The organism is Micromonospora sp. KC721 (assembly GCF_004348355.1).
Taxonomy (GTDB): domain Bacteria; phylum Actinomycetota; class Actinomycetes; order Mycobacteriales; family Micromonosporaceae; genus Micromonospora.
Window position 1 is genome coordinate 1 of the sequence record NZ_SMJY01000192.1, and the last position, 11,554, is coordinate 11,554.

The 11,554-nt window shown below is 71.4% G+C and carries 15 protein-coding genes; 8 read left to right on the forward strand and 7 right to left on the reverse strand.

Annotation, left to right across the window (positions count from 1 at the left end; genetic code table 11):
- Positions 1-506 (forward strand): C39 family peptidase (locus E1182_RS24965; protein WP_132269612.1); only part of this gene is annotated, 506 nt, incomplete at its 5' end.
- Between the two features lie 60 nt (positions 507-566).
- On the opposite strand, the gene dusB is transcribed toward E1182_RS24965, so the two are convergent.
- The 7 genes from dusB to E1182_RS25000 all read right to left on the reverse strand — a co-directional run bounded on the left by dusB (position 567) and on the right by E1182_RS25000 (position 7,130).
- Entirely contained in the window at positions 567-1,742 is a 1,176-nt protein-coding gene (dusB, locus tag E1182_RS24970) for a tRNA dihydrouridine synthase DusB (protein ID WP_132269614.1), read from the reverse strand.
- A 102-nt stretch (positions 1,743-1,844) separates the two neighbouring features.
- The gene (locus tag E1182_RS24975; RefSeq protein WP_132269616.1) at positions 1,845-2,669 is read right to left on the reverse strand and encodes a hypothetical protein; all 825 of its coding nucleotides are present in this window, start codon (positions 2,667-2,669) and stop codon (positions 1,845-1,847) included.
- Between the two features lie 22 nt (positions 2,670-2,691).
- Positions 2,692-3,600 (reverse strand): hypothetical protein, encoded by a 909-nt coding sequence (locus E1182_RS24980; protein ID WP_132269618.1) that lies wholly within the window; start codon positions 3,598-3,600, stop codon positions 2,692-2,694.
- Positions 3,601-3,689: 89 nt separating this feature from the next.
- Complete coding sequence (locus tag E1182_RS24985) at positions 3,690-4,526, reverse strand: hypothetical protein (protein WP_132269620.1); 837 nt, start codon at positions 4,524-4,526, stop codon at positions 3,690-3,692.
- A 141-nt stretch (positions 4,527-4,667) separates the two neighbouring features.
- Positions 4,668-6,047, reverse strand: coding sequence for a glycine--tRNA ligase (locus E1182_RS24990; RefSeq protein ID WP_132269622.1), 1,380 nt, complete (start codon positions 6,045-6,047; stop codon positions 4,668-4,670).
- A 114-nt stretch (positions 6,048-6,161) separates the two neighbouring features.
- Positions 6,162-6,635, reverse strand: coding sequence for a hypothetical protein (locus tag E1182_RS24995; RefSeq protein ID WP_132269643.1), 474 nt, complete (start codon positions 6,633-6,635; stop codon positions 6,162-6,164).
- Between the two features lie 153 nt (positions 6,636-6,788).
- On the reverse strand, positions 6,789-7,130 hold the full coding sequence (locus E1182_RS25000) for an antibiotic biosynthesis monooxygenase (protein ID WP_132269624.1): 342 nt from the start codon (positions 7,128-7,130) through the stop codon (positions 6,789-6,791).
- Between the two features lie 27 nt (positions 7,131-7,157).
- On the opposite strand from E1182_RS25000, the gene E1182_RS25005 reads away from it, so the two are divergent.
- The 7 genes from E1182_RS25005 to E1182_RS25035 all read left to right on the forward strand — a co-directional run bounded on the left by E1182_RS25005 (position 7,158) and on the right by E1182_RS25035 (position 11,539).
- On the forward strand, positions 7,158-7,415 hold the full coding sequence (locus tag E1182_RS25005) for a DUF6703 family protein (RefSeq protein WP_132269627.1): 258 nt from the start codon (positions 7,158-7,160) through the stop codon (positions 7,413-7,415).
- Between the two features lie 54 nt (positions 7,416-7,469).
- A complete protein-coding gene (locus E1182_RS25010) occupies positions 7,470-8,432 on the forward strand; it encodes a metal ABC transporter substrate-binding protein (RefSeq protein WP_132269629.1) in 963 nt (320 codons plus the stop codon).
- Positions 8,429-9,190, forward strand: coding sequence for a metal ABC transporter ATP-binding protein (locus tag E1182_RS25015; RefSeq protein ID WP_132269632.1), 762 nt, complete (start codon positions 8,429-8,431; stop codon positions 9,188-9,190). Before E1182_RS25010 ends, E1182_RS25015 begins: the two co-directional genes overlap by 4 nt.
- A 2-nt stretch (positions 9,191-9,192) precedes the next feature.
- The gene (locus E1182_RS25020) at positions 9,193-10,059 is read left to right on the forward strand and encodes a metal ABC transporter permease (protein ID WP_132269645.1); all 867 of its coding nucleotides are present in this window, start codon (positions 9,193-9,195) and stop codon (positions 10,057-10,059) included.
- Between the two features lie 43 nt (positions 10,060-10,102).
- Positions 10,103-10,408, forward strand: a complete 306-nt coding sequence (locus E1182_RS25025; RefSeq protein WP_132269635.1) for a metalloregulator ArsR/SmtB family transcription factor — start codon at positions 10,103-10,105, stop codon at positions 10,406-10,408.
- Between the two features lie 73 nt (positions 10,409-10,481).
- The gene (locus E1182_RS25030) at positions 10,482-10,877 is read left to right on the forward strand and encodes a Fur family transcriptional regulator (protein ID WP_132269638.1); all 396 of its coding nucleotides are present in this window, start codon (positions 10,482-10,484) and stop codon (positions 10,875-10,877) included.
- A 56-nt stretch (positions 10,878-10,933) separates the two neighbouring features.
- Entirely contained in the window at positions 10,934-11,539 is a 606-nt protein-coding gene (locus tag E1182_RS25035; RefSeq protein WP_132269641.1) for a hypothetical protein, read from the forward strand.
- Positions 11,540-11,554: the final 15 nt, after the last annotated feature.

The following is an 11,554-nucleotide window of genomic DNA, read 5'->3' on the forward strand; positions in this document are numbered from 1 at the left end:
GCGAACGACAGCTCAAGGTCGACTACGAGGCCCAGCCCAACTTCTACTACTGCGGCCCCGCCGCCGCCCGCAACGCCCTCTCCGTCCAGGGCAAGACCATCGACGTCGACGTCATGGCCAACCGGATGGGCACCACCGAGAACGGCACCAACAGCATCAACGACATCACCCCCGTCCTGAACAAGGAAACCGGCAAGGACGCCTACCGCAGCGTCGAGATCAAGACGCCGAAGGCCGACGACAAGCAGACCGACACGATGCGCGCCGACATCGTCGCCGCCATCGATGACGGCCGGGGCGTCGTGGTCAACATCGCCGGTACCGCCATCGACACCGACGGCGGGGTGCACTCCTTCGAAGGCGGGCACTACATCAGCGTCACCGGCTACCGCGACGGCGGGAAGATCGTGACCATCGCCGACTCGGCCAACCCGGCCACGGCCAGCTACCAGATGGACATCGACGCCCTCGCCGACTGGGCCGCCACCCGCGGCTACTCCCACTGACCGAGAACACGACGAAGGGCCGGCCCCCACCCGGGGGCCGGCCCTTCGTCGTACCCGGCGTCAGCCGCCGGAGTCGGCCAGCTCGGCACCCTCGGGGACGGTGTCGTCGTCCCGGCTGGCCAGCCAGCCGTCGGGCAGGAACACCTTGCCCGGCGAGTTGGTGCGGCCACGGGGTTGGCCGAGCGCCTCCACCGGGAACGGCACGCTCGGGTCGAGCTTGCCGAGCAGGTCGTCGAGCTGGGTCAGGCTCTCCACCATCGCCAACTCCCGGCGCAGGTCGCTGCCGACCGGGAAACCCTTCAAATACCAGGCGACGTGCTTGCGGAAGTCGGTGCAGCCGTCCCGCTCACCCCGCGCCGGCGTACGCGCACCGGCGCTGAACTGGTCGACCAGCAGCTCGGCATGGCGGCGCATGGTCGCCGCGACCTCGCCGAGGGCGGGCAGCCGCCGCTCGGGGCGGCCGTCGAACGCGGCGGCCAGATCCGCGAAGAGCCACGGCCGGCCCAGACAGCCCCGGCCGATCACCACCCCGTCGACGCCGGTGTGCGCCACCATCCGCAGCGCGTCGTCGGCCTCCCAGATGTCGCCGTTGCCGAGCACCGGCACGTCGAGAGCCTGCTTGAGGGCGGCGATGGCGTCCCAGTCCGCCGTGCCCGAGTACCGCTGGGCGGCCGTACGCCCGTGCAGGGCGACCGCCGCGACCCCGGCGTCCTGCGCGGCGAGCCCCGCCTCGACGTACGTCAGGTGCTCGTCGTCGATGCCCTTGCGCATCTTCACGGTCACCGGCACCCCGGCGGGTGACGCCGCGTCCACCGCGGCCCGTACCAGCCGGGCGAAGAGCCGCCGCCGCCACGGCAGCGCCGCGCCGCCGCCACGGCGGGTCACCTTCGGCACCGGGCAGCCGAAGTTCAGGTCGATGTGGTCGGCGAGGTTCTTCTCCACCACGATCCGCACGGCGGCGGCGGTGGTCTCCGGGTCGGTGCCGTAGAGCTGCAGGCTGCGTGGCTGCTCGTCGGCGCCGAAGGCGATCATGCGGAGCGTCTTCGGGTTCCGCTCCACCAGCGCGACCGTGGTGATCATCTCGCAGACGTAGATGCCGCCGCCCTGCTCGCGGCAGAGCTGCCGGAAGCCGACGTTGGTGATGCCGGCCATCGGGGCGAGCACCACCGGCGGCCACACCTGGTGCCGCCCGAGGGTGAGCGGGCGGCGGACGACGGGAACGGCGGAACTGGTCACGTACCCAAGAATCCCACGCCCCGGGCGGTGGTCCAGCCACCGGTGGCCGGTCGCCGCCGCGAGGTTGCGCGAACTCACACCGCGACGGCGACCGGCGTACGGTCAGTACGTGCCAGGATTGGACATGATCAGGCCGGATACGTCCACGATGACCGACGTGGCGGCGTTCACCCAGATGGTGAAGCAGTAGTTACGACCATCGAGAGGGCTCAGCTGCACCTCTACCAGGTTGGACAGGATCTGGTTGGGCCCCCACCAGTTCAGCGATGACGTCGACGGCCGCCCGGAGGTCGATGCGGGGTAGGCGCTCAGCACGCCTGCCGAGACGGTGCCGGCGACGGTCAGGTTGACGTAGACGCCCACGGCCCGACCGGTCGACGCCACCGACAGGTTGCTCAACGACAGGTGGATGAAGCTGTTCGCCCGCAGCCTGCCGGTGCTATCGACACTGCTCCGCCCGGCCGCGATGTACTGGTCGTAGATGGTCGACGATGGCAGGGCCCGGGTGTCCAGGATCCGCTTGGGCTGGATCGCCACCGTCCGGTTGGCCCACCGTGAGGTGCTCACGTACTGCTTGGTACCGGCCTTGCCGCCAATCACCAGGTCACCCTCGTGGGTGTAAGCGAGCGAGCCGGTAGGCAGCTCCGCGGGAACATCCTGGTCGAAGACGGGCATGATCTGCAGCGCCGGCCGGCCGGCCGGCGGGTTCAGCGCCAGGGTGGGGCTGGCCGAGGAGCCACCGACCAGCACCGTTTCCGCCGTGCCGGCGTCGTTGGTGACCGCACCCATGATCACCGGATCGCCGGCAGCGGCGCTGGCTGGCGAGGCGACGACTGCCGCCGCGCCGACGCCGACGCCCGCAACCACTCCGCTCTTGATGATCCGCCGGCGGGTCGTCGCCGCGCTCGTCTCGTCCGCGGTGGTCATGCTGTTCTCCTCGGTCCCGTGGTCACGCACCGGCCTGCACCGCTCGCTTGCCCCGCTCTGCGTTTTCCTTGATCACCTGAGCCCGAACCCCGTCGCCGCCGGAGAGGGTCTTCGGGTTGTTGATGACGGCGGACTCAGGATGGAACACGAGGAGCCCGGTCACGTCGAGGATCACCGCCGCCGCACTCTTCTGTACGTAGATCGCCACGACGTCCTCGTAGTACTCGCCGGCGGCCGTCTCGTAGGACCCGAGCTGGGTGATCACACCGTTGGAGAGGAGTTGCCCCGGGCCGAACCAGTTGATGGTGGACGCGTCCGGGAGATCGCCCCGGCCGAAGACGGTGCCGAAGCCGGCCTTCTCGGTCTTGGCGACCGTGATGTTGCCGATCATGCCGTCGCCGTAGTTCACGATGTCCCGCAGGTGGACCACCAGAAAGGTGCCGGCGGTCGCCCGGCCCTGCGAATCGATCCGCCCGCCGCCCTCCAGCAGCCGGGCCCGACCGGCCGGACTACGGGTGTCGAGAACGCGGGTCGGCGGGATCGGCACCAGCATAGTGGCGTTGGCGGTGGTGAGCGCCTCGTGCTTCCGGTGCTGCCCTGACTGATCGATGATCACGCCGAGGCCAGCGGTCGTGGGGTAGACACCCCCGGTGACGGTCCGCGTCACCTCCTGCCGCTTCAGACGCAGACTCGCACCCACGTCGTTCTGCAGTACGAGCGTTGCCGCTCCGTCCGGCGCCGCGTTGGTGATGGTGGTGCACCAGCCCTCATTGACCTGGCCGATGCTGACCGGATCACCGGTGTCGGCGCTGGCCGGCGCGGCGTTGACGGCGCTCACGGCGGTGGCGGCGACGGCCGCGCCACCGGTGACGGCGGCGCGGCGGATCAGGCTGCGACGCGACGCGGACCGGTCAGAGGCTGACGAACTCATCTCGTTCCCCCGTGAAATACGTGGAAGGGCTGGGACTGGTGGGTCACGGGCAGCGGTGACCGGTAGAGCGCGGAAAACACCAGATCCGCCTACGCCTGGCCGGACACGATCTGGCTGGGATGACCGACCAACAGGCTCGTCAGGTCCACGATCACGTGCGTCGGCGAAGACGTCGCCTGGATCGTGATCACATTTCGGAAGGCACCGCTGGCACCCAGCCTGGTGAAGAGGAAGTTGGAGAGGATCTGACCGGACGTCCACCAATTCACCGTGGAAGCCGTGGGCTTTGTGTCGCCACCCCAGACGGTGAGGAAACCGGGACCGGTCATGCCGACAACGGTGACATTGCCCTTCATGGCGTAGCCGTTCCGCACGTACTCGTCCAGGGCCACCACGATGGGACCGCCCGGCTTCAGCTTGCCAGTCGCCGGGTCGAGGTTGGCGCTACCGGCGACAATCCGACGGCGAAGGTCCGGGGATCGGGTGTCCAGCACGCGCACCGGCCTCATGGCCACCGACATGGTCGCCCATTCCGAGGTCCACGCCCAGCCACTCGTAGCACCATCATCACTGTCGATGCCAGCTCGAATAAACAGGTCACCCTGGTCATCGACGGCCATCGTGCCCATCTCGGATTCGAGCACCTGCGGATACAGGTTCGAGCTCGGCACCAGCCGCAACGCCGCGCCCTCGGTGTTGTTCAGTGAAAGCGCGGCGATGCCCTCGCTGGCGTTCAGCGTGGTGGTCTGGACGCCAGCGTCATTGGTCGTACCCATGATCAGGCTGTCGCCCGGCGCGGCCTGTGCGGCGGCGGGTAGGCCCACGGCGGCGGCGACACCCGCGCCGGCCGTGGTGCTGGCGACCGTGGCGGCGCGACGCAGCAGTCGCCGCCGCTGCGGGTCGTGGTCATGTGGCGACTGGGTCATGCGGACGCTCCCGTGATGAGATCAACGCCGGGAATGCTCGCACAAGATCACGCACCCCCTCAACCACCGGTCGGGCACGGACGGCGGCCGATACGGCGACGGCCCCGCTCGCGCTGGAACGGGGCCGCCGGTGATCCGGGCTCAGCAACCCGGCAGGCGCTCGATCAGGTAGCGCTCGACCTGGTCCAGGGCGACCCGCTCCTGGGCCATGGTGTCCCGGTTGCGCACCGTCACCGCGTCGTCGTCGAGGGTGTCGAAGTCGACGGTGACGCAGAAGGGGGTGCCGATCTCGTCCTGGCGGCGGTAGCGGCGGCCGATCGCCTGCGAGTCGTCGAACTCCACCACCCAGCGCTTGCGCAGTTGCGCGGCCAGCCCCTTCGCCTTCGGCGAGAGCGCCTCGTTGCGGGACAGCGGCAGCACCGCCACCTTGACCGGGGCCAGCCGCGGGTCGAAGCGCATCACGGTGCGCTTGTCCACCCCGCCCTTGGTGTTCGGGGCCTCGTCCTCGTCGTACGCCTCCAGCAGGAAGGCCAGCACCGCGCGGGTGAGGCCGGCGGCCGGCTCGATGACGTACGGCGTCCAGCGCTCGTTGCGCGTCTGGTCGAAGTACGACAGGTCGACGCCGGAGTGCTTGCTGTGCGTGGACAGGTCGAAGTCGGTGCGGTTGGCCACCCCCTCCAGTTCGGCGAACTCGCTGCCGCCGAACTGGAACCGGTACTCGATGTCGACGGTGCGCTTCGAGTAGTGGGACAGCTTCTCCTTCGGGTGCTCGTAGAAGCGCATGTTCTCCGCCGACAGGCCCAGGTCGAGGTACCAGTTCCAGCGCTCCTGCAGCCAGTACTCGTGCCACTGCTCGTCCGAGCCGGGCTCGACGAAGAACTCCATCTCCATCTGCTCGAACTCGCGGGTCCGGAAGATGAAGTTGCCCGGAGTGATCTCGTTACGGAACGACTTGCCGGTCTGCGCGATGCCGAACGGCGGCTTCTTGCGCGCGGCGGTCGCCACGTTGTTGTAGTTGACGAAGATGCCCTGGGCGGTCTCCGGGCGCAGGTAGTGCAGGCCCTCGTCGCTCTCCACCGGGCCGAGGTAGGTCTTCATCAGGCCGTTGAACATCTTCGGCTCGGTGAAGGTGCCCTTGTTGCCGCAGTTCGGGCAGTTCAGCTCCGACAGCGAGGTCAGCGGCTTGCCGTGCTTCTCGGCGTACGCCTCCTCCAGGTGGTCGGCGCGGAACCGCTTGTGGCAGGACTGGCACTCGGTCAGCGGGTCGACGAACTCGGCGAGGTGACCGCTGGCCTCCCAGACCTTGCGGGCCAAGATGACCGCCGAGTCCAGACCGACGACGTCGTCGCGCTGCTGGACCATGCTCTTCCACCACTGCCGGCGGACGTTCTCCTTGAGCTCCACGCCGAGCGGACCGTAGTCCCACGCCGACCGGGTGCCTCCGTAGATCTCGCTGGAGGGAAAGACGAAGCCCCGGCGCTTGGCGAGGCTGACGACGGCGTCGATACGGTCGGCTGGCATGTTTCCTCCTACGCCGGCTGGCGGTCGGCGGGGACGTGAGTGGATGGAGCGGAACAGTTCGGGACAACGGTACGGCCAGCGGCATCCCGAACCCAGGAGAATACCGGGGGCGGATCAGTTGACCCCGCAGACCTCCAGCCCGGCGGTCTGCGGGTCGGGGGCCAGGGTCACCGTCTGGGTGTCCCGCCCGCCGCCGCTGAAGGTCACCTCCACCGGCACGGTGAGCGTGTTCGGGTCGACCTCGCCGATCCGGTACCCCGCCACCGCCGGCTCGTCGCTCACCCGGCGGACGAACTGCGACCGGGACTCGCGCCGCTGGACCGCGTCGCAGAGCGTGTCGTACGCCTTGCCGTACTCCTTGCGCACCAGCGCGCCGTAGTACTCGTCGGCGATCGCGTGGCCCTGCTCCTCACTGGCCCGGATGCTGCTCACGCTCAACCCGACCAGGGCGGTGCCGCCTCCGCCGCAACAGATCAGCAGCGCGAGCGCGCCGACGCCGAGCCCCAGCCAGAGCCGCTTGCGGCCACCCTCGGTGGGGGGCGCGGCGAACGGCGGGGCGACCCCCGGCCCGGCCGGCGGGGTGGGCATGCCCGCGGGTGACGAGGGCGGCGTGCCCCCGGCGGGCGGCGAACTGGGCAGCTCCCCCGTTGGTGGGGTCTCGCCCCGGCCGGGCGGGTCGGGGTACGGCGAGGACACTGCCGGGCCGGGTGGGTTCATAGGTTGCAGGGTAGTGCCGGCCGCTCAGCGGTGCGGACGCGCGGCCCGATCGCTGGCCGTGACCACCACCTCGCCGGCGGGGGCGGCCCTGGCCAGCGTTTCGTACGCCGACGGCTCGTCGAGCGACTCGGCAAGCAACGGCACGGCGGTGATCTTGACGTCGAAACCGCCCAGCGCCCGCCGATACGCGCCGACCGACTCCCACTCGGTGAGCAGACACCAGTGCCGGGGGTCGTCGAGGGCCCGCAGGAGCTCGCCACGCAGGTAGCCCGGGCGGGCGGCGAGGGCGGTGAGGGCGGCGTGCGCCCGGTCGACGAAGCCGTCGGCGGCATCGACGTCGACCACGAACCGGTTGGTCACCTGCACCGGGTTCCTCCTCGTAGAGTCTGTGGAATGCAGCGTACGCAGAGCCCCCTGCTGGCCCGGTTGGCCCGGGCGAACCCGACGTCGGTGTTCCTCGCCACGCTGGTGCTGGTCCTGGTGGCGTTCTTCGCGCCCGGTCCGGTCGGCGGGGTGCTGCTGCTGGCGCTGGCCGCCGGGCTGGTCTGGTTGACGGCGACGACCTGGCCGGTGCAGGCACCGCCGGCCCGGGTGGTGCGGCTGCTGATGCTGACCCTCCTGGTCGCCGTGGCGCTGGCGAAGCTGCTCTGACATGCAATCATGCGTTTTTGACAATCATTCTCGTTCCCACGGACAGTGGATCCCATGAACCTCCGCTCCGCTCCCCGCGCCCTGGCCGCCGTCACCGCCCTGCTCGCCCTCGGCGGCACGGCCGCCTGCTCCTCCGGGGATGCCGGCGCCGACCCGCAGCAGCCGAAACGAGTCGACGTGGTCGCGGCGTTCTACCCGCTGCAGTTTCTCGCCCAGCGGATCGGCGGGGACGCGGTCACCGTAACCAACCTGGCCAAGCCGGGCGCCGAGCCGCACGACCTGGAACTCAACCCGGGCCAGGTGGGGCAGGTCGCCGAGGCCGACCTGGTCGTCTACCTCAAGGGTTTCCAGCCGGCCGTGGACGAGGCCGTCGCGCAGAACGCCGGCGACCGGGCCTTCGACGTGGCGACCGTGCAGCCGCTGCTGACCGCCGCCGCCGGCGGCCACGACCACGAGGGCGAGGGTGAGGCCGGCCACGCCGAGGAGGAAGAGGCCGGCGGGCTCGACCCGCACCTCTGGCTCGACCCCACCCGGCTGGCCACGGTCGGCGACAAGCTGGCCGAACGGCTCGGCAAGGCCGACCCGGACCACGCCGCCGACTACACCGCCCGGGCCACGACGCTCCGCGGCGACCTGGCGAAGCTCGACACCGAGTTCGCCGCCGGGCTGAAGACCTGCCAGCGCCGGGAGATCGTGGTCAGCCACGCCGCCTTCGGCTACCTCGCCGACCGCTACCAGCTGGAGCAGGTGGGCATCGCCGGCCTGAGCCCGGAGAACGAGCCCAGCCCGAAGCGGCTGGCCGAGGTCGCCGAGGAGGCCCGGGAGCACAAGGCCACCACGATCTTCTTCGAGACGCTGGTCAGCCCCAAGGTCGCCGAGACCATCGCCACCGAGGTCGGCGCGAAGACCGCCGTGCTCGACCCGCTGGAGGGACTGTCCAGCGACAACGGCGGGGACTACCTTTCGGTGATGCGTACCAACCTGGCGACCCTGAGGACGGCGTTGAGCTGCTCGTGACATCTCCTGTCATCACCGTGACGCACGGGGTGGTCGGCTACGACGGCCGCCCCGTGCTTCGTGACGTCTCCCTGGCCGTCACCGCCGGAGAGGTCGTCGCCGTCCTCGGCGCCAACGGCTCCGGCAAGTCCACCCTGATCCGGGCGGCGCTCGGGCTGGTCCCACTGGCCGCCGGCACCGTCGAACTGTTCGGCACCCCGCTGCGGCGGTTCCGGCAGTGGCAGCGCATCGGGTACGTCCCGCAACGGCTCGGCGCCGGCGGCGGCGTACCCGCCACCGTGCGGGAGGTGGTGGCCTCGGGCCGGCTCGCCCGGCGCGGAGTGCTGCGTCCACCCGGCCGCGCCGACCGGGAGGCCGTCGACGCGGCGCTGCACGCGGTCAGGCTCGCCGACCGGGCCCGCGACCCGGTGGCCACCCTCTCCGGCGGTCAGCAGCAGCGCACCCTGATCGCCCGGGCGCTGGCGGGCCGGCCGGAGCTGCTGGTGCTCGACGAGCCCACCGCCGGGGTGGACGCGGCCAGCCAGGAGGCGTTCGCCGCGGCGCTGCACGCCTTCGTCGCCGACGGCGGCACCGTACTGCTCGTCGCCCACGAGCTGGGTGCGCTGCGCCCGCTGATCAGCCGGGCGGTGGTCGTCCACCAGGGCGGTATCGCCCACGACGGCGCGGTCCCCGAGCCCGCCGGGCACCACGCGGAGCCCGACCACGACCACGTGCACCCGCACGGCCCCGACGAGCCCGCCGGGCTGTGGAGCAACTGACCATGGAACTCTTCCAGTACCCGTACATGCAGCGCGCGCTGATCGGCGCCCTGGTCATCGGTCTGGCCGCCCCGGCGCTCGGCATCTACCTGGTGCAGCGGCGGCTCGCCCTGATCGGCGACGGGGTCGGGCACGTGGCGCTGACCGGTGTCGGCGCCGGGCTGCTGCTCAACCGCTCCCCGGTGCTGGTCGCGGTGATCGTCGCCACCCTCGGCGCGATCACCATCGAACTGGTCCGGGCCCGGGGGCGCACCTCCGGCGACCTGGCCCTGGCGCTGCTCTTCTACGGCGGCATCGCCGGTGGGGTGATGCTCGTCGGGCTCTCCGACGCCACCAGCGCCAACCTCAACGCGTACCTGTTCGGCTCGTTGACCACCATCTCGCCACAGGACCTGACCACCATCGCGGTGCTCGGCGCGGCCATCCTGATCACCATGCTGGCGCTGCGGCCGGCGCTTTTCGCGGTCTGTCACGACGAGGAGTACGCCCGGGTCTCCGGGCTGCCGGTGCGGACATTGAACCTGCTGCTGGCGGTCGCCACCGCGGTCACCGTCACGATCGCCATGCGCGCCGTCGGCGTGCTGCTGATCAGCGCGTTGATGGTGGTGCCGGTGGCCACCGCGCAGCAGGTCACCCGGGGCTTCCGCAGCACCATGACGGCGGCCATGGCGCTCGGCCTCTTCGCCGCCGGTGCCGGGGTCTGGGTGGCGGCGACCGCCGACACCGCCCCCGGCGCGTCGGTGGTGCTGCTGGCCATCGCCTCCTTCCTGGTGGTTGCGGTCGCCGCGGCGGCCTGGCGGGTGCTGCGCCGCCGCGCCGTTCCGGCCGCCGCGCCGCACCCCGAACCGCACGAGGTCGTCCTGCGGTGACGCTGCCCGGCAGCCTGTCCGCGGTATTGGTTACCGTTGCAGGGTGACCGGCAGGAACGGGTACGACGCCTACGAGGGCGCGGGTGAGCTGCTGCGTGCCCTCGCGGCCCCGATCCGGCTGGCCATCGTGAGCGAACTGGCACAGGGTGAGCGGTGCGTGCACGAACTGGTGGAGACGCTCGGCGCTCCCCAACCGCTGGTCTCTCAGCACCTGCGGGTGCTGCGCGGCGCCGGGGTGGTGCGCGGCTCCCGGCGCGGCCGTGAGATCGCGTACGCCCTGGTCGACGAGCACGTCGCGCACATCGTGGCCGACGCGGTCAGCCACGCGGGGGAGGGAGCACGGACATGAGCGGGCACAGCGAGCGGATCATCGGCGCGGCCGGGGCTCGGGCCGCCGCCGACCGCAGGGAGGTGGCAGCGGCATGAGCGACGGAGCGGCGCTGCGCAACACCCGGCAGCGGACGGCGGTGAGCGCCCTGCTCGCCGAGGTGGAGGGCTTCCACAGCGCGCAGGACCTGCACGCCATGCTGCGGGACCGGGGCGAGCGGGTCGGGCTGACCACCGTCTACCGGACGTTGCAGGGGCTCGCCGACGCGGGCGAGATCGACGTGATGCGCCCGCCCGGCGGGGAACACCTCTACCGCCGGTGCAGCGAGGGGCACCACCATCATCTGGTCTGCCGGGCCTGCGGCCGGACGGTCGAGGTGGCCGGCCCGACCGTGGAGGCATGGGCGGATCGGGTGGCAGCCCAGCACGGCTTCTCCGACGTCAGCCACACCCTGGAGATCTTCGGCACCTGCCGGGAGTGCGCCGGCTGATCGGCCGCGCCTGCTGGCCGGTGCGGGGGCGGCCGTGCCGTGGCAGGCTGTCCGACGTGAAGATCTACGCTGATCGCTATCCCGTCTTCCTCCGCCAACTCCTCACCGACCTGCTCGTGGTCGTCTGGGTGTACGCGGCGATCCGGTTCGCCCGGTGGTTGCACGACCTGGTGCAGCAGCTCGCCGTACCCGGGGAGAAGCTGGAGGGGGCGAGCGGTGGCCTCGCCGACAACCTGGCCGAGGCCGGTGGCAAGGTCGGCCGGGTACCGCTGGTCGGCGACGAGCTGACCGGGCCCTTCGAGCGGGCGGCGGGTGCCGCGCGGGCGATGGCCGAGGCCGGTCGGGACCAGCAGGAGCTGGTCGGTCAGCTCGCCCTGGCGCTGAGCCTCGCCGTGCTGGTCTTCCCGCTGGGGCTGGTGCTCTTCGGTTGGCTGCCGCTTCGGCTGCGCTGGATGCGCCGGGCCACCTCGGCGAAGGCCCTCGCCGGCGCCCCGGCCGGTCGGGACCTGCTGGCCCTGCGCGCGCTGACCGGCCAGCCGCTGGGCAGACTGACCAGAATCGCCCCGGACGTGGCCGAGGCGTGGCGGCGCGGCGACGACGCCACCGTCGACGCACTCGCCGCGCTGGAGCTGCGCCGGCTCGGCCTACGCCGCTCTCGCTGAACACCCGCCCCGGCC